This window comes from Pseudoalteromonas luteoviolacea DSM 6061, assembly GCF_001625655.1.
GTDB lineage: Bacteria > Pseudomonadota > Gammaproteobacteria > Enterobacterales > Alteromonadaceae > Pseudoalteromonas > Pseudoalteromonas luteoviolacea.
Genome location: NZ_AUYB01000120.1, coordinates 21,965 through 48,544 on the forward strand (window position 1 = coordinate 21,965; position 26,580 = coordinate 48,544).

The 26,580-nt window shown below is 38.9% G+C and carries 23 protein-coding genes; 13 read left to right on the forward strand and 10 right to left on the reverse strand.

Annotated elements, in window-relative coordinates; all coding sequences use genetic code 11:
* Positions 1–37 precede the first annotated feature (37 nt).
* Both N475_RS17080 and N475_RS17085 read left to right on the forward strand, forming a co-directional pair.
* Positions 38–1,444 carry a YfcC family protein gene (locus N475_RS17080; protein WP_063358117.1) on the forward strand — a complete coding sequence of 469 codons (1,407 nt, stop codon included), beginning with the start codon at positions 38–40 and terminating at the stop codon, positions 1,442–1,444.
* Positions 1,445–1,728: 284 nt separating this feature from the next.
* Positions 1,729–4,290, forward strand: coding sequence for a putative bifunctional diguanylate cyclase/phosphodiesterase (locus N475_RS17085; RefSeq protein ID WP_063358116.1), 2,562 nt, complete (start codon positions 1,729–1,731; stop codon positions 4,288–4,290).
* Positions 4,291–4,468: 178 nt separating this feature from the next.
* Here N475_RS17085 and hemH read toward each other — a convergent pair whose 3' ends face one another.
* Positions 4,469–5,488 carry a ferrochelatase gene (gene hemH, locus N475_RS17090; RefSeq protein ID WP_063358115.1) on the reverse strand — a complete coding sequence of 340 codons (1,020 nt, stop codon included), beginning with the start codon at positions 5,486–5,488 and terminating at the stop codon, positions 4,469–4,471.
* Positions 5,489–5,714: 226 nt separating this feature from the next.
* Here hemH and N475_RS17095 point away from each other — a divergent pair, with 226 nt between their 5' ends.
* Positions 5,715–7,265, forward strand: a complete 1,551-nt coding sequence (locus N475_RS17095) for a methyl-accepting chemotaxis protein (protein WP_063358114.1) — start codon at positions 5,715–5,717, stop codon at positions 7,263–7,265.
* 133 nt (positions 7,266–7,398) lie between these two features.
* Here N475_RS17095 and N475_RS17100 read toward each other — a convergent pair whose 3' ends face one another.
* The 5 genes from N475_RS17100 to N475_RS17120 all read right to left on the reverse strand — a co-directional run bounded on the left by N475_RS17100 (position 7,399) and on the right by N475_RS17120 (position 14,484).
* Complete coding sequence (locus N475_RS17100; RefSeq protein WP_063358113.1) at positions 7,399–8,607, reverse strand: tyrosine-type recombinase/integrase; 1,209 nt, start codon at positions 8,605–8,607, stop codon at positions 7,399–7,401.
* Between the two features lie 45 nt (positions 8,608–8,652).
* On the reverse strand, positions 8,653–9,588 hold the full coding sequence (gene yddG / locus N475_RS17105) for an aromatic amino acid DMT transporter YddG (protein ID WP_063358112.1): 936 nt from the start codon (positions 9,586–9,588) through the stop codon (positions 8,653–8,655).
* Between the two features lie 188 nt (positions 9,589–9,776).
* Positions 9,777–12,200 carry a hypothetical protein gene (locus tag N475_RS25215; protein ID WP_081232454.1) on the reverse strand — a complete coding sequence of 808 codons (2,424 nt, stop codon included), beginning with the start codon at positions 12,198–12,200 and terminating at the stop codon, positions 9,777–9,779.
* Positions 12,201–12,361: 161 nt separating this feature from the next.
* Complete coding sequence (locus tag N475_RS17115; RefSeq protein ID WP_162269606.1) at positions 12,362–13,702, reverse strand: ATP-binding protein; 1,341 nt, start codon at positions 13,700–13,702, stop codon at positions 12,362–12,364.
* 92 nt (positions 13,703–13,794) lie between these two features.
* Complete coding sequence (locus N475_RS17120; RefSeq protein WP_063358110.1) at positions 13,795–14,484, reverse strand: response regulator transcription factor; 690 nt, start codon at positions 14,482–14,484, stop codon at positions 13,795–13,797.
* A gap of 182 nt (positions 14,485–14,666) precedes the next feature.
* Here N475_RS17120 and N475_RS17125 point away from each other — a divergent pair, with 182 nt between their 5' ends.
* Complete coding sequence (locus N475_RS17125; RefSeq protein WP_063365657.1) at positions 14,667–15,179, forward strand: peptide-methionine (S)-S-oxide reductase; 513 nt, start codon at positions 14,667–14,669, stop codon at positions 15,177–15,179.
* A 247-nt stretch (positions 15,180–15,426) separates the two neighbouring features.
* On the opposite strand, the gene N475_RS17130 is transcribed toward N475_RS17125, so the two are convergent.
* Entirely contained in the window at positions 15,427–15,768 is a 342-nt protein-coding gene (locus N475_RS17130; RefSeq protein WP_063365658.1) for a hypothetical protein, read from the reverse strand.
* Between the two features lie 210 nt (positions 15,769–15,978).
* On the opposite strand from N475_RS17130, the gene N475_RS17135 reads away from it, so the two are divergent.
* From N475_RS17135 to N475_RS17145, 3 genes are all read left to right on the forward strand, one after another.
* Complete coding sequence (locus N475_RS17135; RefSeq protein WP_063365659.1) at positions 15,979–17,775, forward strand: ATP-binding protein; 1,797 nt, start codon at positions 15,979–15,981, stop codon at positions 17,773–17,775.
* 164 nt (positions 17,776–17,939) lie between these two features.
* Positions 17,940–18,407: a hypothetical protein gene (locus tag N475_RS17140; RefSeq protein WP_063358084.1), complete on the forward strand. Its 468-nt coding sequence runs from the start codon at positions 17,940–17,942 to the stop codon at positions 18,405–18,407.
* An 88-nt stretch (positions 18,408–18,495) separates the two neighbouring features.
* Positions 18,496–18,831 (forward strand): hypothetical protein, encoded by a 336-nt coding sequence (locus N475_RS17145; protein ID WP_063358085.1) that lies wholly within the window; start codon positions 18,496–18,498, stop codon positions 18,829–18,831.
* A gap of 336 nt (positions 18,832–19,167) precedes the next feature.
* Here the strand turns inward: N475_RS17145 and N475_RS17155 are convergent, their stop codons facing one another.
* Positions 19,168–19,440, reverse strand: coding sequence for a hypothetical protein (locus tag N475_RS17155; RefSeq protein ID WP_063358087.1), 273 nt, complete (start codon positions 19,438–19,440; stop codon positions 19,168–19,170).
* A 219-nt stretch (positions 19,441–19,659) separates the two neighbouring features.
* Between N475_RS17155 and N475_RS17160 the strand changes: the two genes are divergently transcribed.
* Together N475_RS17160 and N475_RS17165 are read left to right on the forward strand one after the other, a co-directional pair.
* On the forward strand, positions 19,660–20,163 hold the full coding sequence (locus N475_RS17160; RefSeq protein WP_063358088.1) for an RNA polymerase sigma factor: 504 nt from the start codon (positions 19,660–19,662) through the stop codon (positions 20,161–20,163).
* Positions 20,163–20,720 (forward strand): hypothetical protein, encoded by a 558-nt coding sequence (locus N475_RS17165; RefSeq protein WP_063358089.1) that lies wholly within the window; start codon positions 20,163–20,165, stop codon positions 20,718–20,720. Before N475_RS17160 ends, N475_RS17165 begins: the two co-directional genes overlap by 1 nt.
* 156 nt (positions 20,721–20,876) lie before the next feature.
* Here N475_RS17165 and N475_RS17170 read toward each other — a convergent pair whose 3' ends face one another.
* The gene (locus N475_RS17170; RefSeq protein WP_063358090.1) at positions 20,877–21,092 is read right to left on the reverse strand and encodes a hypothetical protein; all 216 of its coding nucleotides are present in this window, start codon (positions 21,090–21,092) and stop codon (positions 20,877–20,879) included.
* A 354-nt stretch (positions 21,093–21,446) separates the two neighbouring features.
* On the opposite strand from N475_RS17170, the gene N475_RS17175 reads away from it, so the two are divergent.
* The 4 genes from N475_RS17175 to N475_RS17190 all read left to right on the forward strand — a co-directional run bounded on the left by N475_RS17175 (position 21,447) and on the right by N475_RS17190 (position 25,714).
* A complete protein-coding gene (locus N475_RS17175) occupies positions 21,447–21,791 on the forward strand; it encodes a hypothetical protein (RefSeq protein WP_155732595.1) in 345 nt (114 codons plus the stop codon).
* Between the two features lie 108 nt (positions 21,792–21,899).
* Positions 21,900–22,094 carry a hypothetical protein gene (locus N475_RS17180; protein WP_063358092.1) on the forward strand — a complete coding sequence of 65 codons (195 nt, stop codon included), beginning with the start codon at positions 21,900–21,902 and terminating at the stop codon, positions 22,092–22,094.
* Between the two features lie 193 nt (positions 22,095–22,287).
* Positions 22,288–22,488, forward strand: coding sequence for a DUF1737 domain-containing protein (locus N475_RS17185; protein ID WP_063358093.1), 201 nt, complete (start codon positions 22,288–22,290; stop codon positions 22,486–22,488).
* A gap of 283 nt (positions 22,489–22,771) precedes the next feature.
* Positions 22,772–25,714, forward strand: coding sequence for a hypothetical protein (locus N475_RS17190; protein ID WP_063365661.1), 2,943 nt, complete (start codon positions 22,772–22,774; stop codon positions 25,712–25,714).
* 83 nt (positions 25,715–25,797) lie between these two features.
* On the opposite strand, the gene N475_RS17195 is transcribed toward N475_RS17190, so the two are convergent.
* Positions 25,798–26,580, reverse strand: a 783-nt coding sequence (locus tag N475_RS17195) for a hypothetical protein (RefSeq protein ID WP_211270621.1), incomplete at its 5' end; no start/stop codon positions are given.

A 26,580-nucleotide genomic window follows, 5' to 3' on the forward strand; every position in this document is an offset into this window, starting at 1 on the left:
ATGCGCGCCAAACTATAATATTTTTTTGGAGCAGTAAATGGGACGACAGATGAAAGTGCCACACACGCTCGTGCTGTTACTCGGCATGATGGTGGTTGCACTACTTGCTACGTGGGTAGTACCACAAGGCTTTTTTGAGACCAGTATCACAGACAGCGGCCGTAAAATGGTTGTTGCAGGAACTTACCAGTTAGTAGAACAAAAAGAATACCTTACCCCTTGGGATTTACTTACCGCCATTCCAAAAGCATTTGCTCAAGCTCAAGATGTTATTTTCTTTGTACTAATTGTAGGTGGTGTACTGAGTATCGCCCGCGCAACGGGCACTGTTGATGCCCTAATTGGCCGTCTATTAGAAAAGCATGGTACTAAGCCACAGCGTCTAATATTTATGGTGGTATTTTGCTTCGCATTGGCATCTAGTACGATAGGAACGGCTGGAGAATATATTCCATTTGTACTTATTCTTGTAGCCTTGTGTAAAGCGATGAAACTAGATGCAATGACTGCTGTGGGTATGATTGTAGCTGGGTACGGTATAGGTTATGGTGTTTCTGCATTTAATCCGTTCACTGTATTAATCGCTCAGCAAATAGCTGATATTCCAGTTTACTCAGGTATAGAGCTCCGCCTAGCGATCTTTATTCCATTTGTATTGATTGGCTTTCATCATGTTTGGAGCTACGCGAAAAAAGTATCTCAAGACCCGAGTAAATCAATGATGATTGGTGTGCCTTGTCCTCTAGAAGGCCAAGCCAAGCCAAGCTACCCAAAGCTAAACAAACGTCACCAAACGATTTTATTCAGTTTTATCATCACGCTGTGTGTCGCAGTATGGGGTATCGCAACTAAAGGCTGGTACCTATATGAGTTAGGCGGCCTATTTGTGGCGTGGGGTGTAGTAATTGCAATCTTAGGAAAGTTATCGGCTGATGAAACAGCCGAGCGTTTTATCGAAGGTGTTTCAGAGCTTGTGACCACAGCGGTTCTAATTGGTGTTGCTAGGGGTATTGCTTTGATTCTAGAAGATGGTCAGATTCTCCACACACTTGTATATGGTATGTCGTCTCCATTGTCACATGTAGCCGCTGAAATTTCGGCTGTTGGTATGTTGGTAATCCAAACTTTCCTAAATACCTTCATTCCATCAGGTTCTGGCCAAGCATATGTAACTATGCCACTGATGGTGCCTGTTGGTGATCTTGTGGGTGTACCACGCCAAGTAGCAGTTCTTGCTTATCAATTTGGTGATGGATTCTCTAACATGATCATCCCGACTAATGCAGTGTTGATGGGTATTTTAGGTATGGCTGGTGTGCCTTACACCCATTGGTTCCGTTTCTGTCTACCTTTAATTGGTAAATTATTGCTCGCTGCATCTATTGTTTTAGTACTTGCAGTAAGCTTTGGATACGGTCTAGATGTGCAGCCTATTATTGAGTAAATAGCAACTCATCTTAATTGAAAGGGCCGTCTTAAAGACGGCTTTTTTATATAAATCAATTCCATGTTGTCTTCTCTCCAACCTCAATATTGATGTAAATATCAAAATAAAAATCACTATAATAGATAGCTTACTCAAAGATCTTTAATTTATATATTTGCTATTACTTATTGATATTTTATTGATCTACCTTCATATTTATATTCGGCAATAAAACTAATATTGCAATTTGTATTATTTCCCGTTCATAGTAATAACTATAATTATTAAAAGATTGTTAAACGATGAAGCTATCATTCAGTACTTTTTATAATTTACCAAGTAGCGAAGCTCGTTACGAATTGGCGCTGAACTTGATATACGAAAAGTTTCAGCCAGCTCATTGTTTAATAGGTAAGTTTATTGACTCAGATACACGAGTTAAGACGGTCGCTTATGCCGTTGATGGCGTGAAATCCAACTATATCATCTATGATTTAGAGGGAACGCCGTGTAAAGACGCCAAAGATAGCCAGAGTGTGTGTTCCATCAGCTGCAACTTGCAACAAATGTATGCTGAGGATGAAATCCTTAAAATATTTGATATTGATGGCTACCTAGGTGTTACTCTGAGAGCTCTAGACCATAAGCCAATTGGCATTATGGTCTGCCTGTTCGATGAACAAATAGAAATTTCGAGCGACGACAAACACTGGTTTAGAGAATTGAGCTTACTCGTAGGAGCTGAGCTCAATCACAATTTGGAACTAGCCGCGCAGGAAATTTTGGTTAAGCAATTAGCCAAAGGAGAACGCATCGCAAGGCTCAGTTCGTGGTCATGGAATATCAGTAGAAATACGCATATTTTTAGCCAAGAGATGAGAACACTCATCAATTACCCTTGTGAAGAAGAGTTAGGCTTTGAGCAGTTTTGTGATTGCCTAATTGGCAAAGACCAAAAAGCACTGCGCATTCTTATGCAAAAGTTGCGTACTGGACAGCTAGATCAAGTAGATATCAATGTATCTCACAAAGATCGAAATCAGTTTAAAGGGTTGTTTAGGGTAATTGGTCGCGTTGAGCGCTCGGAAGAACAAGAAGATGAGCGCGTATTTAGTGCTACGATCCAAGATATAACCTACATCTATTCGCTTAACCGACAGCTTGAGCTTACCAATGTTGTATTTGAACATGCCACTGAAGCAATTATGATCACAGATCATGAAAACAGGGTAGTCATGGTAAATCGCGCTTTTGAGCGTTTGACCGGTTATTCAGATACTGAGCTGCTTGGTCGCAACCCATCGGTTTTATCATCAGGGCAACATGATCCTGAGTTTTATAAGAAAATGTGGGCCACGCTCTCGTCACAGAACACATGGAAAGGAGAGATATATAATCGTCGGAAAAACGGTCAAATCTTTCCCGAAGAGCTTACATTAAATATTGTTCGCGATGATCAAGGCGACGTACTTAATTATGTGGCAATTTTTAGGGATATTACAGAATGGAAGCGAAATGAGGCGCAACTAACATTTTACGCTAACCATGAACCCCTAACTGCACTACTTAATCGCAGATATTTTATGGACGTGGTTGAGCAAAAAATATCTGCAAGTCGTAGCTGCTCTCACCCATGTTCATTATTGTTTATCGGACTCGACCATTTTAAAGAAGTCAACGACATTTATGGGCCTGAAATTGGTGATAAGGTGCTGGTATCAGTGGCAAAAAGGCTAAAAAATGGGTTGCGGAAGCAAGATACAATTTCGCGATATGGCGGAGACGAATTTGCAATATTACTAGATAATACCAATGAAGATAGTGCGTTACTCATCGCTAATAAGCTAAGTGATAAATTAAGACAGCCATATGTGTTTAACGAATTAACAATCGAGTTAAGCGCCAGCACTGGGGTTGCGCAATTGGACTACAAACACCGTGTTACGGCGGCCAAGTTTATTAGAAATGCAGCGCACGCGCTTGAAAGCGCTAAGAGAAACAACCGCGGTAATGTAGCGCTTCACAATCAAGATATTCAAAATGCCCATTTAAACAAAATTGCACTTAGGGATAAGCTGCGTGCGGCCATTAAACAAAAGCTTTTAAATGTTTATTATCAGCCAATTATTGAACAAAATAGTGGCCGTATAGTTAAGTTTGAGGCTTTGGTGCGTTGGTTTGATGATCAGCAAGGTATGATCTCTCCGGGCGCATTTATTCCTATTGCTGAAGAGTTTGGTTTTATACATCAGATTGGTCAGTTCGTTTTAGAGAGAGCTTGTTTAGATTTACGTCATATGCACGATTTAGGCTTTACTGATGTGAGTGTGTCGGTGAATCGCTCTGTTAACGAATTTAAAGTGAGTAACAATCAATTTGATTTGATCTCTAAAGCGGTTGAGCAAGCTGGAGTTCCGTACGAAAGCTTAACTGTTGAGGTAACTGAATCCATGGCAACTAATCGTTATACATGGGAGCTATTAAAAGACTTACGCGATAAAGGGGTAGAAATAGCTTTAGATGACTTTTGCACTGGTTACTCATCTCTAAGTCATATAATCGACAACCAGGTAGACTATCTCAAAATAGATAAATCGTTTGTTGATAGCTTGATGCAAGATAAGAACAAGCAAATTATGATTTCATGTTTGGTTAGTATGGCACAACAGTTAGGGATCAAAGTTATTGCAGAAGGTGTAGAGTCGCAAGTTCAGTTGCAAATGTTGGCAGAATTGGGGTGTGACCATATTCAAGGTTACTACTACAGTCCAGCTAGACCTTTGAACGCATGTATAAAACTGCTAGAGGAGTTTAACGCACGAGGCGAAAGTACAATTTTAGCTGAAATTAAACAACGCTATTAAGTCTCTATTTGAAAAAGCCGCAGTGGATGGTGGCTTTTTCCCCCAATGTTTCTTTTTCATGACTTCAAAAATCTAAATGAAGGTTTGAGGTGAATCATACAAAAATAATATCGCCTTGATCCGGCAAAAAACTCTTTAAATATTCAGGTAAAAAAGCCACCGGAAGGTGGCTTACACTTTATAAATGCGGTTTTAATATTTCGTAAAAGGCTTCTATATGGTCATCTCGATCATTGAGCGCAGGAATGTAGTCGTAGCGTTTACCTCCAGCTTCAATGAAGTACTCTTTGTTCTCTTCCTCTAACTCTTCGAGTGTTTCCAAACAGTCAGCGCTGAAAGCTGGGCTCAAAATCGCCACATGTTCAGTGCCATCTTTTGCAAGCTCTTTTAAAGTGAAATCTGTATATGGTTTTAGCCATTCAGCTTTGCCAAATCGGCTCTGAAAAGTAGTAAGCACTTTCTCTTTGTCCAAACCTAACCTTGAGACCACCGCATTAGTTGTTAAGTGGCAAAAGCAGTGATAAGGGTCGCCATTTAACAAAAATTGTTTTGGCGTGCCGTGGTAAGAAAACAAGATCTTATCCGGCATAGGGTTGTTTTCAAGGTAGTCGCTTACCGAGTTTGACAATGACTCAATGTATTTTGGTTGATCGTGATAACCATTTAGAAAATGAAGTTGTGGTACCCAGCGCCATTTGGTTAAAACTCGTGATACTGCGTCAAATGTTGAGCCTGTGGTTGCGCTTGAATATTGAGGGTACAGGGGAAGGACAACAATGTTTGTGATCCCTTTTTCGCGTAATTGTTCTAAGCCAGATTCAATAGAAGGGTTGCCATAACGCATAGCCATCACAATCTCGACATTTTCATGACCTTTTTTTTCAATTAGCTTTTGTAATTTATCACATTGCTTTTTAGTGATGTTAATAAGGGGAGAGCCATCTTCGGTCCATATACTCTTATATGCTTGCGCTGATTTGCTTGGCCTTACTCTTAAAATTATTCCATGGAGTATAATCATCCATAGCACTCTTGGGATCTCGACGATTCTAGGATCGGATAAAAACTCTCGTAGATATATTCTTAGCGCGGGTGTTGTCGCATCATCAGGACTTCCCAAATTTGTAACCAAAACTCCAACTTTATTGTTGAATCGATTTTCATGTGGGTTATCTGTAATTGCTGAAAATCTGGACACTTAGCGCTCCTTGGTGGCTTTTTATAACGTAGATATTTTACATCAAACAGAATACGTGAAAAATCTATTTTTAGATCTGATTTCGAACATAAATTACTTAAATAGATGGAAAACACGTAAAATCTAAGTAATTTGGTTGAAATTGGTTGCCTAATTGTCACATAAGACGTATGTTGCGTAGTCCAGCGTCGAGTTTTAATATAATTTGCAGAGAGTTTTAAGTTAAATGCGAGTTAATCAACCAGTTACAAATCGTGAACAACGGTTTGCAAAACAAGATAAACTCATTTCAGTTACCGATCTTAGAGGTATTATTACCGACTGTAATGAGCATTTTATTAATGTTAGTGGCTACTCAAAAGAAGAATTAATAGGCCAACCGCACAACCTTGTGCGACATCCCGACATGCCTGAGTTGGCATTTAAAACCATGTGGTCGCAGCTAAAAGCTGGCAAACCTTGGATGGGAATGGTTAAAAACCGTTGTAAAAATGGCGACTTTTATTGGGTTAATGCTTATGTTACTCCAATGACCGAGAATGGCCATGTAGTCGGTTATGAGTCAGTTAGAACATGTCCTAACCGTGAAGATGTGGAAAGGGCAGATGCTCTATATAAAACAGTCCGAACTGGCGGTAAACCAAAACTTGAACTTCCCAAATTAAGAACTGTATGGCCTCTTGCTGCATTTGCGACTGCATTAGGTTTGTTTTTAACTGGCTACGAAACCGGCGCTTTTTCGTGGTTAATGGTCAATAGCATGGCTATTTTTGGTTATAACCGCTATCGAGACAATGAACAGCTAGACCGAATAAATCAGGTATTAAAGCACAGTTTCTGCGATGATGTTTCTCAAAAAGTTTATTCTCCTTGGCAAGGCAAAATGGCAGAGTTACACGTGAAATTACTTAGTGAACATGCGCATTTGGACACGGTGATAACTAGAATAGAGCACGCCTCAAAGCAAGTAACTGGCGGTGCTGAACAAACTACTCAAATGAGCCGCTCGACCACAGAACAATTGACACAACAGCAACAGGAAACGGAGCTTGTTGCAACTGCTATGAATGAAATGGCAACGACGATTCAAGAAGTATCTCAGAATGTTCAATCAACGTCTTCTGACGCAACTGATGCTTTAGCGCTTGCTAAAGAAGGAGCTAAAAGCTCTGAAGAGACAAAAGCTTCAATTGCGAATTTGGGCGCGACAGTTGTAGATATTAAAGATTCTGTATTGGGCGTGGCTAGACAGACAAACAAAATAGCAGATGCTGCGCAAATCATTGAGCAGATAGCGGAACAGACCAACTTGTTAGCCCTTAATGCTGCAATTGAAGCTGCTCGAGCTGGTGAGCAGGGTCGAGGGTTTGCTGTTGTAGCAGATGAAGTTAGGCACCTTGCTCAAAGAACACAAGAATCGACAAAGGAAATTCATGCGATTATTGATGAGTTAACACAAAGTACGCAAGAATCAGAAGTTATTGCTCAGCGTGGTGAAGCTGAATCTCAAGTTGGTATTGAGAAACTGAATGAATCTACACAGAAAATTGAGCATATATACACACTTATTGAAACTATGAGCGTCAATAGCATGCAAATTGCAGCTGCTGTAGAAGAACAAGCGACCGTTTCTGAAGATATTAATAAACAGGTTGTGAACATTGCGGCGCTTGCAAATACAAGCGTGAACAGCTCTCAGGAGAGCCAAATGATCAGTGAAGAACTTACCCGAGTTGCAAAAGATATGCACGAGTTAGTTGTTCGATTCAAAAGATAATCGAGACAGGGCCTACGGGCCCTTCTCATAATAGCTATAAAGAACACATCATACAGTGGTTATGCCTTTTAACACTTAGCTTTATCAACTAATTCCAGTCTACTTTTATCGCTGCATTACAAAGTTAGGGGAGTTAGAGTTTTCGTTTTAACCCTGACTTAGCTCGCTCTTTTACATTGGTTTGAATGTATATCTGGTCAGTTGTGGCTATTTTCGAGTGACCCAAATCTTCCGATAAGTGTTTTAGCGGCCTAGTTTGAGCATCATGTGTCGCGCCTGTATGTCTGAGCCAGTGGCTGGTTGCAGCCTCCAAACTTTCAGACTCTTCACTGAATCCATCTTGCTTAAGTTTTGCAATAGCCAAATCAAAACTCTCTTGAACTATGCGCCTTAACTGACGTACATTCATTCCGCCTTGTCCGCGCAGCTTGTGAATGATTGGGTGAGGTTCATCTACTCTAGGTAGTGGGGTCAATCCGCGAGATGATCTGTAGCGTTTGAGATAATCCACAAAGTCATCACTTAATGTTACATCTCTCAACTTATTGCCTTTACCCATGATTCGTAAAAACCAAAAGCCATCTTGGTCTTGCCAAAAATGGCTCATCACAGGGGACCATTGAGGTCGCTCAGAAAGCTCAGAAATTCGCAAGTATAAGCCTTTTAAACATGCTAACGTAAACAAATTACGTTCTAGCTTAGGCTGCTCTTCGCAAAGGTCTTTAGTAACGCCAAACACATACTCCCATTGCAAGTCACTGAGAGTATCTGGCATTTTTATTTGGGATTGTACAACTAAGTAAGGACAATTTTTTTTGACTACAGGCACAAAATTCGCAAAAGACTTTTCTTCTAAAATAGCAAATTTATAAAAGACATTGAGTGCCGTAAACATTGAAGCAAGCGTTTGTTGGCTAACGCCATTTTCTTTGTAGACAAACGGTCGCCAATTTGGATTCACTTGGCGTATACCTTTGTCATTTTTAAATCGCCATTGCACAGAGTTTGCGAGCCAGGCTTTGTCAGGTTCAACTACAAATTCGACATAGGCTTCTATATCATCGCGTTTTAATTCAAATACTGACTTTTCTTGGATGAGCCAACTCCACAAATGGAATCTTTCAATCTCATTTCTAAAGCGATTAAAAGTGGCCTCTGATTTACGTCCATAAACGTATAAAAATTGATATAAAAACTTGAGCTCTTCTAAACACACGCCACTTGCTAGTCGGTTACTATTCAAAAACTCGTTCATCGCTGGATATTCGCTATGCAAAGTATCGTCGTCTAAATGAGCAATGAGATACCTAAGCTGTTTTAAAGTGTCGACTAACGGCGTCATATTCTGTCTGTCTAGCGCAATAGTGGTGACAAATTATATGTATATTTATTCAGTATTGTCTAGCACAGTTTGTACCTGAGTATTTGATTGATTATATAGGCGAGTAGATTGCCAGCAAAGAAGCGATCCAAAAGTTACAGATATAACACCAATCCAAAAACCCGATGTGAGTTCGACATTTAGAATAACAGCGGCAAGAATGCCAGAAAAAACTGGCGTGAAATAAGAAATGGCTGCGAGTATTATCATATTACCGCTGATAATGGCCTTGTTCCATAAACCGTAGCCTAGGGCCATACCTCCACCTGCTAAAAGCAAAATAAAAACGCTCTTAAAGGAAAAGTTATATGTAAACCCAGCGTTTAAAAGATACCATTTGCTCCAGAGTGTCAGGGCTGTAAAAATAAAAAATAATGTGACCGCATTTTGCCCTCCAGACAACGACTTTGTTACATTACAGTAGACAGCCCAAATAATTGCCCCGAAAAAAGCCAATACAAAAGCGATAGGGTTACTACTAACATTAGCAACCACGCCATTAAATAAAGTGGTTATATTGTCAGATACAACAAAGCATATGCCGATAAAAGCTAAAAGACATCCAGGAACAAGCAACATAAGATTCGCTTTGTTTTGTTTGGAAATGATTGCGCCTAATACCGTAAACGCTGGCCAAAGATAATTAACGATGAGCACTTGAGTTGATTGTTCCCTAGAGTTTGAAAACCCAAGAGAAAGCGACAAGCAAAGCTCATATGAAACAAATAACGCACCGCCTATTAGGATATATTTCTTTGGAAGTTTGTTGATTGTGGGAATGCCTAAAAATGAAACTAGAAATATCGCGGAGTAGGTATAAACGAGCGCAGCACCACCGATAGCACCAAAATCTTCACTAACAATACGTACCAAGTGCAGCACGGCGCTCCAAATGAGTACTGCGACAATTCCATAAATTGTACATCTGTATTGGCTAGGCAATTTTAGGCTCCGCTAAAAAATTGGCAATTATATAGCCTTTATGCGGAGAAGTATCGCGCTCATTTGAAAAAAAGCATAAATTATATGATTTTCTTATAAGGTTAGGATTCTTTGTTAAACATTCTGATATATCGAAAGTGTCAGTTAAAATGAGGGGAGTTTAATTCCCCCTCAAGTTTAAGTTACGTTTATCTAGCCATATTCCATTTGTTCAATTCGTCTTCTGTCATATAGTGAATATCATCAAATGGTGCGGCATCTATGGTGTAAAAATAAAACTCACTTGGCGTTGTATGGTTAATATGTTTGTAAAACTCAATATACATTTCATGCTCAGGATGGTTTCTTGGCAATTCTGACGCAGATTTGTAGTTACCTTCGGAATCTTGATAACCCCATGCATGTACGCCCAGTTTGGCACCCGCTGCAACCTGTCTCTTTACTCCTGCAAGAAAGAAATCAACGCCGCCAGAAGCAATATCGCTATTAGAGCGTAGTGCAGTAGTCAAGCCCGAGTCATATATCAGACGAGCAGCTTCTAAATTGGAAATATCATCCATAGAGCCCGGAACTTGATTCAGAATAATAGTGTTGACTTGAGGGTGCTCACTCAAGAGTTGGTTTACCGTTTTGACAATATTTGACCCGATGACACCATTCATCTCAGCCGACTCCCCGTTAATAATTAGGCAGGCTTGTTCATCGTTGTCAGCCGCTGCGCGACACGCATTTACGCTTTTTGCGCCGATAACCATTTGCACACTGGACGTATTTAACTCGACAGGTAAAGGAGACCAACGAGGTTCGTAAACATTTAGGCCATTTAAGACTACTCCTTGGTTGTCTGCAGATTCGGATGCTCTGGCCAATCCAGCTTTACGGTTTTCATCACCAACCTCAAAGATCATAAAGTCACCATCAGGTGACAAGGCTGGTGCGGCGGTTTCTTCGTTAATCTCTGTCACTACCCATTGGCGTATGCTTTTAGTCTCAAAATCATAATATGACATATCTAAAAAGCTAATTCGTTCGCCGTCAAAATCCCATATCGGTTGATCTTTGTTTTCAACTAAAAGAGTTTTTTCGCTACCATCAGCGCGTATGGTATAAACATTGGTATATGAAACATCGTCTTCGTCATAACGCCAAGTCTGTGTATAGGCTAATATGGGTTCTTTGCCATCCGTTGGTAAAGTAGGGCGCCAATTAATCTCTTCATACCAGAATTGATCAGTAGCGGGTGAAGATACAAGCACATTCATATCTGCTAGGCTTAAGGTTTCGCCGCTGTTCCAGATCTCTTCTGCAATAGCCATTTCAACTATATATAAATCAGTATTAAATTGAGTAAGGTTCTCGTTGTTGTCACCAATATTTGAATTACCGGACATCACTGATATCGCCAAATACTGATCGTCCGGTGATACCCCTAAAGATCGCACGTCCTGACCAAAGTTAGTCAGTTTTGTCAGTTGATTAGTTTCTACATTTACTCTAAAACCTTCCCATGCACTTTGTTCATCGCCTTTGGCACTCGCAAAGTATACGTATTGCGCGTTCGGGCTCCACGAAACGTATCCTGCGACTGGGTTTGCATTGGCTAAAAGCCGCATTTCTGTGCCATCTGGAGACATCATGTACACATTGCTTGTGTCTGTATATGCGATTTTATAGTGGGGGTTTTCGGCTACGACTGATTGTAAGATTTCATGACTTGAGTCAACATTTTCTGAAGCCTCAACACCTTCAATTTTAATTTCAAATCCTTTGTATTGGCCAATAGGTAGTATCTTGGCTAATTGATAGGTGTCGTTGGTTAATATGTTAAAGATTTTTGCATCTTTGTCTTTTACTTTGTTGCGAGTATTTAATTTCCATTCATTTTGGATTTCCTCGAGACGGCTTGCTTGAGCACCTAGAATTGATGTGAGCCCCCAATAGGTATATTCTGTAACCATACAACTATAGTCACATGTTTGATCGTCGTAGGTATACCAAGCACCTTCAGGGTAGCGATTTGGAATGACCTCAAAATGGCCACCTCGTGCAATATCCATCGCATCAGCAATAGCTGTTCCTGCGCGCTCCCCAAATATTTCAGGGTACACTTTAGAATAGCCTACATGTGTAATCAGGTGCAAAACCTCTTCTAATGTTGCATCAAATCTACCCCCTTGATTTCCAGGAATGGTTTCATCTCCAAACAATGGTTGGTAAGCATCTAGCTGTTCGAGGTCTTTAGCCGCTTCTTCAAACGCTGATTCAGTTGGTGCCATGAGCAATGTTGCGCCTGAACTGACCATTTGGTCTACTACAAATTGGTTGTCTGGTATTCCATTTCCATCGTTATCTAAATACTCAGCCATTACATTTGCTGCATGAAGTACTTTTTCCATTTTTGTAGAAGATGTTGCTCTAATACTGACCCCAAATACATCCACTGTAATCGGGAAAGCGGAACTGAGTGGTGTTGTGGTTGGTTGAGTTGGGGCGGTTGGGGTTGGCGTCACTTTTGTCGTTGTTGTAGGTGAAGCAGGGGAGCCACCCCCACATGCACTTAATAAGCTAGAAATTGTTAAAACTAGACACGGAATTTTTTTATCTTTGAGCATGGTGTTCGCTCCTCTAAGCATTAAAAGGTAATCATCTTGTTGATGATCATCTTCACCTATTCCAACGCATTAGAGGGTAAGGCAATGTACCGCCATGTCATGTTTTGTAAGCAATTATATTGCTGGTTTTACTGAATAAGTGAATTGCTGTTGATTGCCAATCAGTCTTCGTGTGGCAATAGAATTGTCACTTTTAGACCAGAGCACGTTTTATTGTTCTCTAATTGAACGTGACCACCTAAACGCTTTACTACTGAGTTGACTATAGCCAGTCCAAGCCCAAAACCGCCAGTTACTTTGTTCCTACTATAATCAAGGCGAGAAAAAGGCATCATCACATAATCGAGATGTTCGCTTTTTATACCTGGACCGTCATCTGTCACTGTTAATTCAACTGTATTAGCTTGTCGAGTTAACGAAACTAAAACTGCTGAATTTGTATATCTAGATGCATTGGACACTATGTTGTCTATGATTAGTTCAAAGTACAAAGGGAGCCCTTTTAACTTGATATCTGACTCTATAGCGATTTCAAAGTCAATATTCGGGTTGTGCTCCACAAAAAAATCGACTCTTGCACCGATGGTATTTGATATATCGCATTTTTCAAATACCGCTTCACTGTCAACATTTGAAACTTTCGCTAAAGTTAAAATGTTGAGGGATAAGCTCTCCAGTTCGCCAGCATATCGCTTTAATTTTGCATAGGTCACATCATTATTTAAAAAGGTGTGCTGTCTAGCTAGTATTTCGATTGATAACGACAAGCCATTTAACGGATTTCTGATTTCATGAGACATGGCATAGGACATTACTTTTTGCTCTTCGATCATGTTTTCTATGTCTTCAGCCATTTTGTTCATAGTTAATGACAAGGAGTAAAGTGGTTCAGGCGATTTGGCGCTGATGCGTGAGCTTAAGTTTCCCTCTCGCCAGTCTATACTAGCTTGCTCTATGGGCTTGAGCATGCGTTTGAGCCATGCAAGTAGAATCAGTAAAACAATCGCAATAGTCACGACAAAACTAAAGACGAAAGTTAATTGAAACTGTTCGTTCAGCGCATCCTCCTCTGCAATAAATAAGACTTCTTTTTTTTGGAAATCACTTAACTGGCTAAACTCCTGTTCAAAGTCAATTTCTCTGATAATTAAGAGCCTATCTTTTATAATGTCTTCGTGTGCAGAAATATAGATATCCCGTTGGGGGTCATGATAAATTGCAATGCCTTCAATATTGTCTATGTAGTCAATAGAGTTTAAAAATAGCTTTGCTTGCTGTCCATCAAGTACTTTTGATTTAAGGCCATGCGATTCTATTTGTTGAGACTGAATGGTCTTATGTTCGAATCTGGAGACAACTTGTTTTACATCCAAAATAAAGGCTTTAATAGCGTAATCTTCTGCAATGTGAGAAAAATACGTAATTGTGAGCATTGAAACAAAGACAATTGAGCACATAATGCCAAAATAAAAGTGCCAAAATATATGTATACGCTTTTTCAATTTATGCCCCATTAAGTGAAACTAAAGGTAGCTTAATCCTAAATCTAATTGAGTAAATTAAGGCTTTGTAAGGGTTTGTATTGTCGTGTAACTCATGACTTAGAAAGCATGTATCCTTTATTGCGTACCGTAACAATGATCGAATCTCCAATAGGAGTGTTCGATAGTTTCTTTCTCAAGCCTGAAATACGCATATCAATGGAACGGTCATATGCATCGCTTTCTATACCGCGTGATACTCGAGAACACTCATCTCTAGAAACGGCAGTTCCAGCACTTTGAGCTAGTAATAGTAAGATATCAAATTCTGCGGTAGTCAGGTTTAATGCTTCTCCTGAAGCAAGTTGCACAGTACGTTTTGTCGGGTAAATATGCAGGCCACTAATGACTAAATGTTCTGCAGATGTTTGTTCTATTGGTGTTAATCTGCGAAAAATAGACTCAACCCTAGCAATCAAAACATGGGGTTTCAGTGGTTTTAACACGTAATCGTCTGCACCTGCTTTTAGTAAAGCGACTTCAGAGATTTCGTTGTCCTGGCCTGTTAAAACTAATACAGCTCCTGTATAAAAGGCTCTGATTTCTTTACATATTTGAAGCCCCGATTTGCCAGGTAACATTAAATCTAGCAAGACTAACTCTGGGTTTAAAGCTTGCACCATTTCGATTGCCTTGTCGCCGTCTGAACAAATGGCGCATCGATAACCTTCTGATTCAAACAACATAGATGTCAATTCTGCCATTTCTTTATCATCTTCAACTATCAAAATGGACTTAGTCATAGTTACCTCTAAAATTTCATGATGTTGGGTGAACGGGATAAGACCTTTGTATGGCATGATAGTTCAAATGATAAAAGAAAGCAGCATTTGACATGAGCCAGTTCTATTTCGCGAAGTTATATCTTTGTGGTACTTTACAAAAGCACATAATCTGAATACTCCATGGGTTTTGAGGTGTCCGTATGGTTAACAAACTTGGGCTTGGGGGCAGTTGCTACTGGTGCACAGAAGCAATATTTAGTTCTTTAAAGGGAGTGTATCATGTTACACAAGGGTGGGTTAGTAGTTATCAAGATCAAAACTGGTTTTCAGAGGGGATCATTTTAGAATTTGATAGTTCATTAATCTCTTTATGTGAACTTATTGAAATTCATCTTCATACACACAGTGCTACTTCAAATCACAGCCGCAGAAATAAATATCGTAGCGCAATTTATTGTTTTGATGACGTGCAAAGAGAGTCTGCAATTGAGTGTTTAAATAAACTACAGAAAAGTTTTGACAAACAGGTTATTACTCAGGCAATCATGTTCAATGAATTTAATGCATCACCCGAGCATTATCAAAACTACTTTTATACAGATCCTAATAGACCATTTTGTAAGAACGTCATCACACCAAAGTTAAAATCATTACTCTATAAATTTGGAGATAAAGTAGTGGAGGAGCAAGTTATTAAAGCAACTGGTATCTGATTATGACAGGTGTTTCATTTTGAGTAATACTTCTGAATTTTATCTCCAAGTTGCAAATCATTCTATTTAATGAAATGAATAAATATATAAACTCGAAAATTTCTCTATAACCATTCTTTTTAAAAGATTGATGTGTTCAATGCTTATACATTTAAGAATTGGTTATTGAATTATGTTAAATTCCGCTCTTGTAAACTTTCGTTAAAGCCCAGCTCACAAAAAGCGGGGCTAAGAGGCATGCTAATTTCTAACCATGGTTTTCATGGAAATGGTCACCGTGTTGATGATGCCAATGTCCGTCATGATTGTACTCAACTCGTCCATGTTCAACACGCTGCTTGTGACCACAGTCTAATCCATGGCCATGTTTATGCTTGTTGTGAACCTTAACTTTTGCTTCATGTGTATCGCCAGCATGACTATGGTGATCGTGTCCGTTATGGTTATAGTCGAAATGGTCTTTGTGCCATTCTGCTGCGTGACCACAATTATAACCATGACTATGAGCATGTTCGTCATGAGACTTATGTTCAGAGGCTATGGCTGAACACGTAACACCAATTGATAGTGCGAATATAATTTCCTTCATAGAGATTTCCTGATTGTGAGTAATCGACAAAACTATAGTCAAAGCTCTTTTTTATACAACTCATGAGCTTAATTGCGATATTTACAAGGTAATTAATGGTTTACAGCGCAATACAGTTTTTTGTCGCTAAGAGCGGAATCATTGACCTTGATCTTAATTTCACTGCTAATATTTTATATTGTTAGTGGAGGCTTTTAAGGAATAAAATGAATGCGCAGTGAGTTTGGAGCAGAGCAAAGCAAGCTAAAGTTGAACTTTTTGTTAGTTATCTTAACAGGAGCAAGCTTAACTTTGGTTTCATGGTTTTTTTATCATCAAGTTGAAAAACAATGGAATTTTTACTCCACAAACATTAAAAAGGTGTACTTGTTACACGACGATTTGGTACAGCACTTGGGTTATGGCGGCTTTATTCATGATTTTAAAAACCTAGTGCTTAGAAAAGATGCAAACCGTTATGAGCCAAAGCTAAGGAAATCCCTTGCGGAAATCCATGAAATATTATTTCAGTTAGAGTCTTATGAGCAGTACAGTGATGAATCTATTACAACTATAAAAAGTGTTATCAATGAATACGAGATAAACCTAGAAACTGCGCTGTCGCTAATCAAAAACAATGCCTCAAGTGAAGAAATTGATAGCTCTGTAAAAGTAGATGATTCGCAAGCATTACGCGCGTTGGCAAAGTTTCATGTTGGAAGCGAACTCAGACTAAATGAAGAAAGAGCAATTGTCGATCGCAATTTTCTTATTGCAAACACCATACATTTTGCGAGTGTTCTAGTATTTATTGGTGTTCTAATTTTGTATTTTTACAAGCTCAATACATCTATTCGAAAAGAGCACCAGTTAACGCTAAAAGCACTCGAAGGGTCACGTGTTAAGTCAGAGTTTTTAGCCAATATGAGTCACGAAATTAGAACGCCATTAAATGGCGTAATGGGGTCTCTACAAGTTCTTCAGTCTAACTTAACAAAACCAAGTAATTTAGATACAGCTGCCACAGCCTTATTTTCGTGTCGTAGCTTATTAAAAATTATCAATGACATCCTAGACTTCTCAAAAATTGAAGCGGATGAAATGTCTATTGAGCAAATAGACTTTTCATTGTTCAAAATAGTAGAGTCAGTTCAACATGATTTTCGTTCAGATATCGAAGATAAATCTATTTATTTAAAAATAAATATCGAAGCAAGCGTAACAGAAGGTTGGGAAGGAGATCCTGTGAGGCTTCGCCAGATATTGCTTAACCTTGTTTCCAATGCTGTCAAATTCACTGATACAGGGGGTGTAACACTGAATGTCTCTAAGACTGGTGTTAACGACTTACAAGGTCTTGTGTTTGAGGTGGTGGATACAGGTATTGGTATGTCTGAGCAAGCACAATCTCGACTATTCGAACGATTCATACAAGCAGACAATTCTATTACGAGAAAGTTTGGAGGCACGGGTTTAGGGCTGGCAATCACTCAAAAGCTGATTAAATTGATGAATGGAGTAATTGAAGTAAAAAGCATGGAAGGACAAGGAAGTACGTTTTATGTTTTTTTACCTATGGAAGCGTCTTCAGTGAAAAGCTTTGATATGCAACCGGGCCAAGCGTCAAATCCTAACCTTAGTAAAATCAGTATTTTGGTTGCCGAGGATGATAAAATAAACACCAAAGTGATTGATGCGATTCTTTCGAAAACAAGTGCAGAGTTGTTTTTCGCTTCTAATGGAGTAGAAGCCGTAGATTTATATAGGAAAAAATCGCCAGACCTAATTTTAATGGATATTCAAATGCCTGAAATGGGCGGGGTAGAGGCCTGTGAGTTGATAAGGCTGCAGGATAATGAGATTCCTATTGTTGCCCTAACAGCTAATGTTTTAAAAGAGGATATTGAAAAGTATCACAAAGCTGGGTTTACATTCCATGTAGGAAAACCAATCGACAAAAATATTTTATATACAACAATTGTAAAGTGTTTACATAAACAAATTGAAGCTTTAAATGACCAACTCTAGTGTATTGCGTAGCAACCAACAGGCGAAGTCTTTAAGCAGCTCTTTTTCAGCATACACAACTTAAGGTAATTTAGTTTTTTAGGTTGTCACTTTGCTACTTTTATTGCTAAACCTACATTTATAAGTTAAAGCTTCACACAACAAATAACTGGAGGGAACCGACAATGGCAATTAAAGCTTCCACAACTGCACAAGACGCATACATTGAACTTTTTGATGTGAGCCTTCCCGAAATGGACCATAACCTGGCACATGAATTATTAGTTTCAAAGCTTAATGGAGTCGCGTTAAATCTTTGGTCAGTTCCCACTGAAAAGCATTGCATTCGTGATACCTTAGTGTTTGAGGTGTCCAAGGCTCTGATGGAAACTAAAAAGTATTTTCGTTCTTTGGAGTCCAATGCACCAAGAGATCATGAAGCTGAAGGCAAGTTAGTTATGCTGTGGGGGTTGGCTGCAATACCAATAAAATATATGGACTCTGATTTAGCCATTTTACTAACTGAAAGGGCTGAAAGCTGGCTACACCCAGAAGGGTGGACAAATGAGGAAATTATTGAGTTTGGTAATAAACTCCAAATAGTGTCTAGGACATTTATGCGGTTATCCTTCCCAGTATCTGTGTGGCATTAAGTTTTAAAAATAGCGCTTTATAGCCCGTTTGAAATGCTTATGTTCTAAGCTAACTTTAAGGAAGGTTTATAAAAGAAGGAATATTTGCATGTCATGCTCACAGTCACACAAACATTCTGGTCATGTACATGGCCCCAATTGCGGACACACTGCCGTACGACATAAAGGCCATATTGACTATTTGGTCGATGGCAAATTACACCATCCACATGGTGATCATTGCGATGAACATATATTTGAGGTATCTGACTCAAATCCACAACAGTGCAATAAAGCACATTTAGGAAATGGACATGTTCATGGTCCAGGCTGCGGTCATGAGGCAATTCAGCATGGCGATCATATAGATTATATTGTTGATGGAAGGCTAGAACACCAACACGGTAACCATTGTGATGATCATGGACCTATAGAGCTTGTATAGCTAATCGTTAGCCCAGGTTAAGGGTGAGAATTTAAGGGCTTTTCTTTCCTGGGCTTGAACGATTCACTTATTCACCAAATAAGCTTTTGTATACTGTGCGTACTATCTTGTTTTGTTTAGCAATATGCTTGGTTAAGTATATTGCGCATTGTGTTAAAACAACTGAAAACAACAGTGCACTAACCTCAAGTATGTTAAAGGGTGAAAATGCCATTACGAGTGCTGTATTTAACCATGTTGCAAGTGTTAGTAACCAAATTAAAAGTAGAGCTTTTTCATTAAGATGTATGTTTTTAATGCGCGTATTCATTACTTTTTCCTTTTTGATACAGTAGTCTAAGCAGACTTGTAACCTGTTAATTTTCTTTTTATTGCACTGATCACCGCTTTTCTACTTTCAACAACTGCAACACCAGTTACGGCGGCGGTACTCCATATTGCTCCTTCTGTGAATAAAGCTGTGATTGTAGCGGCTGCGACTTGAATGCTTTTTTCTTCAACGACAAAAAGAACACCAAATAATGCTATCCAACTTACAGCAACTAGTGACCAAACAGTGGTTAACACTCGCTTTTTATTGAGTTTTTTTAATTGATCTAAAATTGACATGCTTTTCTTCTCCTATACATTTAAAACTTTATGAGCTTGTTCTGATTAGTCGGCGAAGTTCGCTAGGTATTACAACTTTTTTGTATTTTTTGCATATTTCTTTAAATATTTTAAAAAAGCATATATAAATCAGTTGGATAAATTTTTTTCAAAAAAATATGTAATGGAACAAACAAGTTCAACGACTAAATAAGAAAAATAAATCGGAGGCAGGTATCGTTGGTAACGCTCACCAAGGACTCAAACAAAGAAAAAATTATTGCACAGTATTGGCCGCAAATAAGCCGAGCAGCTTCTGGTTATGAAAACCGTCCGGCTTTGTCGGATGAATTAGCGCAGGAGATGGCATTGTCAGTTTGGCGTTCACTTGATGGATTTAGCGAACAATGCTCTCTCAATACTTATATATATCGGGTAATACACAATACGGCAATTGACCATATTAGACGCCACAGCCGGTTGTCTGAAGACGAATTAGATGGGGCTACTTTATGTGAGCGAGTATCACCTGAAGCAAGCGCATTACAGGCACAAAGGCAAAAACAATTATTAATCGCGATTAATAAACTTCCGCTGAGCTTGAGGCAAGTTATGTTGTTAAAATTAGAAGATTTGAATAATGTGGAAATCAGCGATGTACTAGGTATTAGTGATACCAATGTCGGGATAAGATTACATAGAGCTAAAGAGCAGCTTTCAAAGCTATTAAAAGGGTTAAATTAATGGACAATAATGAGTTTGAACAGCTGTCATCACTGTGGCAATCTTCTGAAGACAAATCGTTGCCCCATATGGAGAAACTACTAAAGCGCCACAAAAGACAGAGCTTTATTTTGAAGTTAAACATTTTGATTGAACTGTCGGCAATTTTAGCCGTGAGTTACCTACTTTTACTTTCTTTTCTCGAGAACATGCCTTTAATCAAACAAGCTTGGATTGGATTTGCAACCTTATGGGGGATCTCGTTATTTATACTGATGAGTAAAAGTCGTCTAAGCAGCTTAAAACACCTAAAAAGCGCCCAGTTGAGTACGTCATTAGAGGCGCATATAAAGCTTATCAAAAATGAAATATTTAGATGGGAACTCAGTATTAAGGCAACCTGGATATTTGCTGTGGCTTTTGGCGCTTTTATTGGCAGTGAATGTTATTTTTCAACATGTGCTAACAATGACTTATTACACATTGGTTTGTCATTTATTGTGTTACTTGTGGCCCAAGTTTTCTTTGTGAGAAAAGGCAAAACAGCTCAGAAGGTATTAAGAACATTAACGGATTAAACTCATGATAATAAAAGAGCGCTTTTCTAAGGCGATTTTAGAAGTCAAAGTGATGCAGATGGTGGGAACACACAGAACATTGAACTCACTGGTTCCAATCTCTAAGGGGTTCAACAGGGAGCTTTGAAGCTTCCTGCCGTACCTCGGATACCGCCATTAAAACAAGAATGAACCCAGTTTAAAGACTTGTATTACTGCCACGATTGAACCACACGTTAGCAGCATTCCACCTCTTTTATGCAGTTTTTCTGCATTTTTTGCAGGTGTATCCATTTTCGTAGCTCTTAATATTTTGCCTTGAAATACCATTCCAAGTGACACTAACAATAACAATAGTGTTATCGTTAAATCTGTCATTGCTTCTGGCGTCATGACTTCTCCAAATAATACAATTCTCGACACTCATTAATGGCCGGGTTACTTTGCAGACCGACCATAAATTAACGGACGATCGTAAACCAAATGGTCTATTAAATAAAGTAACTGCTATGATAAAAGCACAGTTATTACATAAATATACATTTCCATATAGGCCAAATTTTGAACGTCTTTAAACATCCGAGTACTGACCTTAGAAAGTGCTGTGTCATCTTTAAATTTTGAAGCTCAAAAGCTTTACACACAATAAAGCATTTGTCCCTTGATTTGTTGGGGGGGTATGATAAATTTGCCCGCAAAATGAATCGTATGGCGCAAATATATGGTGCCGAATACATTGGAGATAAAATGAAACTATTTATGTACTTGCTTTTATTGTCTATCCCTCATTTTGCAATGAGTGCGATAGGCGATAAAGTGACAACACAATCTTTTGTTGTGAAAGAAGTTAGAGTACAACTTTACAATAATGATGCCTTCTATTACTTCGTGCCTCAGGGAAGTGACTGGTCTGCGCCGAACTGCCCCGCAGCAGCTTATGCATATATCAAAGAGTCGCAAGCTGGTGCTGAAGCAATTCTCTCCGTTGCACTCACATCAAAAACTACCAATACACCAGTTCGTTTTACTGGCACATGTGGGGATATTAGCGGTAGCCCCGGCTACATAGGCATTACCGACATCATCATGTAATCTCCAAAAGCGTCAATCAAGTAAAACGCTAATTGCATACAATATATTGTTGACAATATTGAGTGGGTTGTTTAGTTTCTAATCTCGAAACCTTAAAAGGAAATTATTATGAAATTAAGACTGAACAAATCACAGATTAAAAATCTCTCACTTAGCAATACGCTTGATCACCTTGCTACTCCAGCAGTAGTCGGTGGAAGAAGAGGTGGCGGGGAAACTGAATATGATCGTGGTTGCCCATTCTTTACCGATCGACAAGCCAAAACTTGTGGTATGGGTTGGACCTGCGATGGTGTAAACTAATTTTCTACAGTTGAATAAGCGCCAAGAGGCGCTTTTCAGATGTTTGTCTACTGGGTTTTAGAGCATCGGCAATCCGATAATATGAGAATCTACTATTCGCTCCGCTTACTTAACATGTATCTAAAAAATCTTCGCTTTATATACCGTTTTCGCTCGATTCGCTTGAGCTTATATACTCTCAAAGGAACTTTTAATGAAACTATACAGGTTTATCACTGGGCCAGATGATGAGGTTTTTTGTATGCGAGTTTCTAAGTCGTTAAATGATGGCTGGGAATTATATGGCAGTCCAACACTCACTTTTGATGGTAAAACACCTATTGCTGGGCAAGCTTTAACTAAAGAAGTGCCGAATGAATCATTTCATGAGGGAATAGATTTAAGGTCACATTAGACTATCGGTATAATTGCAACTTTTAAGCCCATCCATTTCTTCTAAGGCTACTTCAAAAACAAATTGATAAGAGCACAATTACCATTTCGTTAAACTGGTGTTTATTTAAACACCATCAATATAAGATTGTTATTGGCTATTAATATAGCCAGCTTCTAAGTGACTTTACTATTAAAAAGCTTGCTTATTTTTGGCTTATTAGCTTCGCAAGTCATAAAAGTTTATCTATTCTTTTATATTGTCTAAGTTGAACAAAAAATAAGCATAATAAAAGGAAATGACAGTGTTAAAATACAATCAATTCAACCTTCCAATAGAAAGCGCACTATTAAAATTTGTTGAGCATCAAAGTAAGCATTATGATATTTCGCTTTCAGACGCATTTAAACTTGTCTTTTTTGCCCTTAATGGAATTAAAAACGATGAAGGGGATCCTGAGAGGATAGAAAAAATTAAGGGCGACATACTGGATCTGACTGTTAAATCGAATTTTAAAAATGAGCTAGCCAAGCTAGAAAAGTGGGGTATTGGCTTTAATAATGGCAGGTTTTCATTTCCCACAATTGCGCGCTTTGCAGAGACAACTAAAAGCACACAAAGTTGGGGCTTTGATGGGAACATGGCCAAGACCAAAAGCATTGCAGGGCTGCCAGTTAAAATTAAAGGGGAAGCGAGTTCTGCGCTTAAACTCGATGTTGCCAACGCCGAAACTTGTAAAGACACTTTCAATATAAACATGCCTCAATTAGATTATGGCGTAAGTCTTCGCTTAGGAGTTGCTGCTGGAGCTGAAGGGGCTGTTTCTGGTACTAACGGGGTTTTTTCAGGTAACTTTTCAGCTGGCGGTAGCTTTGATTTTGATTTGCACTACCTCTACCAATTTGATGGAGTGGATTCTGCATTAGAATCGTTACATCACACTTTCAAGAACACAGCCTCACACAAATTTATTTACTTTGACCTTGACTCAATAAATAACAATTTGGTTTCGCCGCAATCTGGTGACCTCAATGACTACCATGGGTTACGCCGCGTTGAAGTAAACTATAAGAATAGTGTGAACTTAAGTGGCAAACTAGGTTTGGGCAAATCAATCTCCAAGTCTGAAAAAGTGAGTGTGACTGGCCATAAACATAAAGTTTCAGCGAGCATATCACTTGGCTTTTCAGCTGGATACGAGAGCAAACTAAATGGTCACTTCCGAACTTATTGTCAAAAACTCAGCGATAATAGTTTAAAAATCGTATTAGAATCTTTAGACGAACAGTCACAGCAATTTGACTTGGCATTAGGTGCTGATATAAAAGTCTCTGGCCTTGACGAGTTAGGTAAAGCCTTAATAGACGGATATCTGCCATATGAGCAGTCATGGAAAAGTGATTTAGATGAGTGGAGTAATCTAGGCGACTTATTAGTACAGGATATGACGTCTAAGTTGCAATCGATAGCCGAAGATGACGCCGTTTGGCGATCACTCGTGCAAACGGCATTGGGTGAGGACAAATCAGAAGAAATTATTAATTCTCTCAAAGAGAAAGTTTCAAGCGAGCTATCAAAGCCTTCAGATAAAGTGTTCAACTGGCTCAATGATGGTACTCAGCAAATAAATCAGTCTATTTCCGAGTTTGTACTTAAGTCCGGACTACCTACTCAATTATCCACCTATCTCAACGACACACTTGCACAAACTGTTTTCAGTACAATTAATAACGCTAATCAGGACCTTCAAGATAAAGTTAAAGCAAAGGTTGAGAGCTTCGCTCATAAAAGTAGTACAGAAGTTAGGAAGTGGCTTGAGCCTCTGAGCGAATTTGGTAATCGGGTTGATGAATTTGCAGAAGACATTAATACATATAGCCAGGAGGTAACGGAGGCGGTTATTGATTTGCTTAGCGAATATCAAAAACTTCGCCAACGTTTGCTAGAAGGTGCTAAAAAAGCCGCTGAATATCAAGTCGCATTACAACTTGGGTATAACGCATCTAAATGGACAAAAGAGAGCGCGCTCCTAACTATTATAATTGACCCAACGAACACCGCACAAGAGAACTCTGACATTGTTAAGTATATGATGCTTGGCAAAGTAGGAAGTGCGCTAGAGCTCGCGCAAGCGCTTGAAGCAAACGGCCATCCCGCAATAAAGTCAATAGAGGGCGAGCTTACATCTTGGTCCAGACAAGTTAAAGAGCTAAAGCTTGGTATTAGCTTTGGCAAAGTCAATATGTATGCATTGACTCGTAAACTTTCAGAAATAAATATCAAAGTAGATTCTTCTGGTAATTTGTTGGTAGGAGATGTTGAAGCAAAGCTAGAAGAAGAAGCTGGTTTCTTCCATGAAGAACGTAAACTCAGTGTGTTCAGTACTTCAAACATTATTAAAGCAAGTGAGCAAAACCGTCTAGCTTCGGTTGGTGGTGTTAGCTTAGCTCTTAGTGATAAAAATCTGAGGTCGTCAGAGCTTCAGCAGTTTCTATATAGTCTTGAAGAGCGAGGGCTAGTTCAATCAGGACTAACCAACCGGGCAATACAATTGTATAACCGTAAAAAAAGTTATGGTTCAACTGTAGTTTTGCGCGCAAACATGTTGCTTAATAAAAATTTCTATAAAAAATTAGCGCAACTTGGGGATGAAAAAGCGTATGAGTTAGCTTGCAATAGCTTTTTTGAGACAAGCTTTATGCCTAGAAAAAATATTTATAACAGTTTTAATGTCCTGTTGAACGGCTATGAGCTTGCAGATAATCGAATTGATTTTATAAAGCAAATTGGTCGTAAATCAACCGAAAGCATGGCATGTAAACACATAAATAGTAACTTCATAGGTAACATTCCTCCTATTCGTGATATTCGAAGGAAAACTGGCTCTCACTTATTGGCCGTAAGAAGTGTGCGAGCCGTGAACAAGTGTGCTGAGGCATTTACCGATATGTCTGACTTATTGAATGAGTTAGGGGAGTCCTTCATCGCACTCAAAAAAGAAAAGCCAACTGATCTTAAGCCATGGCAAGAAAAATTAGATGATCTCGTTGATGAACTTAACAGCAAAATAGCGACTATGGTGTCAGTTAAAGGCTTTATAGAAGGCCTTTTAGATGAGTCTGTAAATTGGAATACGCTGGCATTTTTATGTTTGTTAGCGGATTTGAACGAAGGTAAAAGCACTAAGCTTACGATTACTTTAACTATTAAAAATAGTGATACCGAAGAGAGTTTTGTACTAGCTTAAATGAGGTTGTCAAAACTTCGACTTTTAGAATATGCATCGCAATAGGTTGAGAAAGCGTTAAACTCGCTTTCTCAACCAAAACCTTACCGGTCAGTAACAATCTCTGCAATCAAAGGGCGAGAGGTTTGTGTTGCCAAATCTATTTCATAATAACCAGATATGATTTTATTTTCTTGTGTGTATCGATTTTGGTATCGATCGTAAGCAGTATAAAAAATGCTACCTAAATAATATGTAAACCAAGAACGACCAAAGGTCCCACCAGAAGCACTAGAGGTTTTTCTACCATTTGTATGTATCTCGGTCATTACATCAGTTTTATCGTCGTACGCAAATACCCCTTCAAACCAACCCCTTTCAGTAATTCTAGAACCTCTACTGGTAACATACAGCGTGCCATTAATAGACTCCATTTTGTGAACATATTTATCTTTATTCCAATAGTTAATCTGAGTTTTGGAAACCTGGTTTGTTTTACTAGAATAGCTATGTAAATATTCGTATTTTATCACTGAGTTATGCTCAGCTGAAAAGTATAGCTTGCCATTGTGGACGGTAAAATTATGAGGGGATCCGCTATCTGCGCCAGGCAGAATATCGGCGACTAAAGTTACTTCCTCGGTTGTACCTTCTAACTTCCAAAGTTCCTCGCCATAGAGCGCATTTTTGCCAGAAAAATAAAGATCGCCATCGTAAATAGCCATTGATGACATACCGTGCCAAGGCTGTCTAAACACGTTTAAGCCACCACTCGCGCCTGGACTGAGATCTGTAACCATAGATGTGATCCCTGTTTTGTCATCGTGTACCCACAACTCTTGACCATGTATTCCATCATTAGCTGAATGAACTGCTTTAATTAAACC

What these genes read in the sequence shown, in the direction of transcription:
- N475_RS17080 (WP_063358117.1), top strand. Translation starts at nt 38, where the DNA reads ATGGGACGACAGATGAAAGTGCCACACACGCTCGTGCTGTTACTCGGC.
- N475_RS17085 (WP_063358116.1), top strand. Translation starts at nt 1,729, where the DNA reads ATGAAGCTATCATTCAGTACTTTTTATAATTTACCAAGTAGCGAAGCT.
- N475_RS17095 (WP_063358114.1), top strand. Translation starts at nt 5,715, where the DNA reads ATGCGAGTTAATCAACCAGTTACAAATCGTGAACAACGGTTTGCAAAA.
- N475_RS17100 (WP_063358113.1), bottom strand. Translation starts at nt 8,607, where the DNA reads ATGACGCCGTTAGTCGACACTTTAAAACAGCTTAGGTATCTCATTGCT.
- N475_RS25215 (WP_081232454.1), bottom strand. Translation starts at nt 12,200, where the DNA reads ATGCTCAAAGATAAAAAAATTCCGTGTCTAGTTTTAACAATTTCTAGC.
- N475_RS17120 (WP_063358110.1), bottom strand. Translation starts at nt 14,484, where the DNA reads ATGACTAAGTCCATTTTGATAGTTGAAGATGATAAAGAAATGGCAGAA.
- N475_RS17125 (WP_063365657.1), top strand. Translation starts at nt 14,667, where the DNA reads ATGGTTAACAAACTTGGGCTTGGGGGCAGTTGCTACTGGTGCACAGAA.
- N475_RS17130 (WP_063365658.1), bottom strand. Translation starts at nt 15,768, where the DNA reads ATGAAGGAAATTATATTCGCACTATCAATTGGTGTTACGTGTTCAGCC.
- N475_RS17135 (WP_063365659.1), top strand. Translation starts at nt 15,979, where the DNA reads ATGCGCAGTGAGTTTGGAGCAGAGCAAAGCAAGCTAAAGTTGAACTTT.
- N475_RS17140 (WP_063358084.1), top strand. Translation starts at nt 17,940, where the DNA reads ATGGCAATTAAAGCTTCCACAACTGCACAAGACGCATACATTGAACTT.
- N475_RS17145 (WP_063358085.1), top strand. Translation starts at nt 18,496, where the DNA reads ATGTCATGCTCACAGTCACACAAACATTCTGGTCATGTACATGGCCCC.
- N475_RS17155 (WP_063358087.1), bottom strand. Translation starts at nt 19,440, where the DNA reads ATGTCAATTTTAGATCAATTAAAAAAACTCAATAAAAAGCGAGTGTTA.
- N475_RS17165 (WP_063358089.1), top strand. Translation starts at nt 20,163, where the DNA reads ATGGACAATAATGAGTTTGAACAGCTGTCATCACTGTGGCAATCTTCT.
- N475_RS17170 (WP_063358090.1), bottom strand. Translation starts at nt 21,092, where the DNA reads ATGACGCCAGAAGCAATGACAGATTTAACGATAACACTATTGTTATTG.
- N475_RS17175 (WP_155732595.1), top strand. Translation starts at nt 21,447, where the DNA reads ATGAAACTATTTATGTACTTGCTTTTATTGTCTATCCCTCATTTTGCA.
- N475_RS17180 (WP_063358092.1), top strand. Translation starts at nt 21,900, where the DNA reads ATGAAATTAAGACTGAACAAATCACAGATTAAAAATCTCTCACTTAGC.
- N475_RS17185 (WP_063358093.1), top strand. Translation starts at nt 22,288, where the DNA reads ATGAAACTATACAGGTTTATCACTGGGCCAGATGATGAGGTTTTTTGT.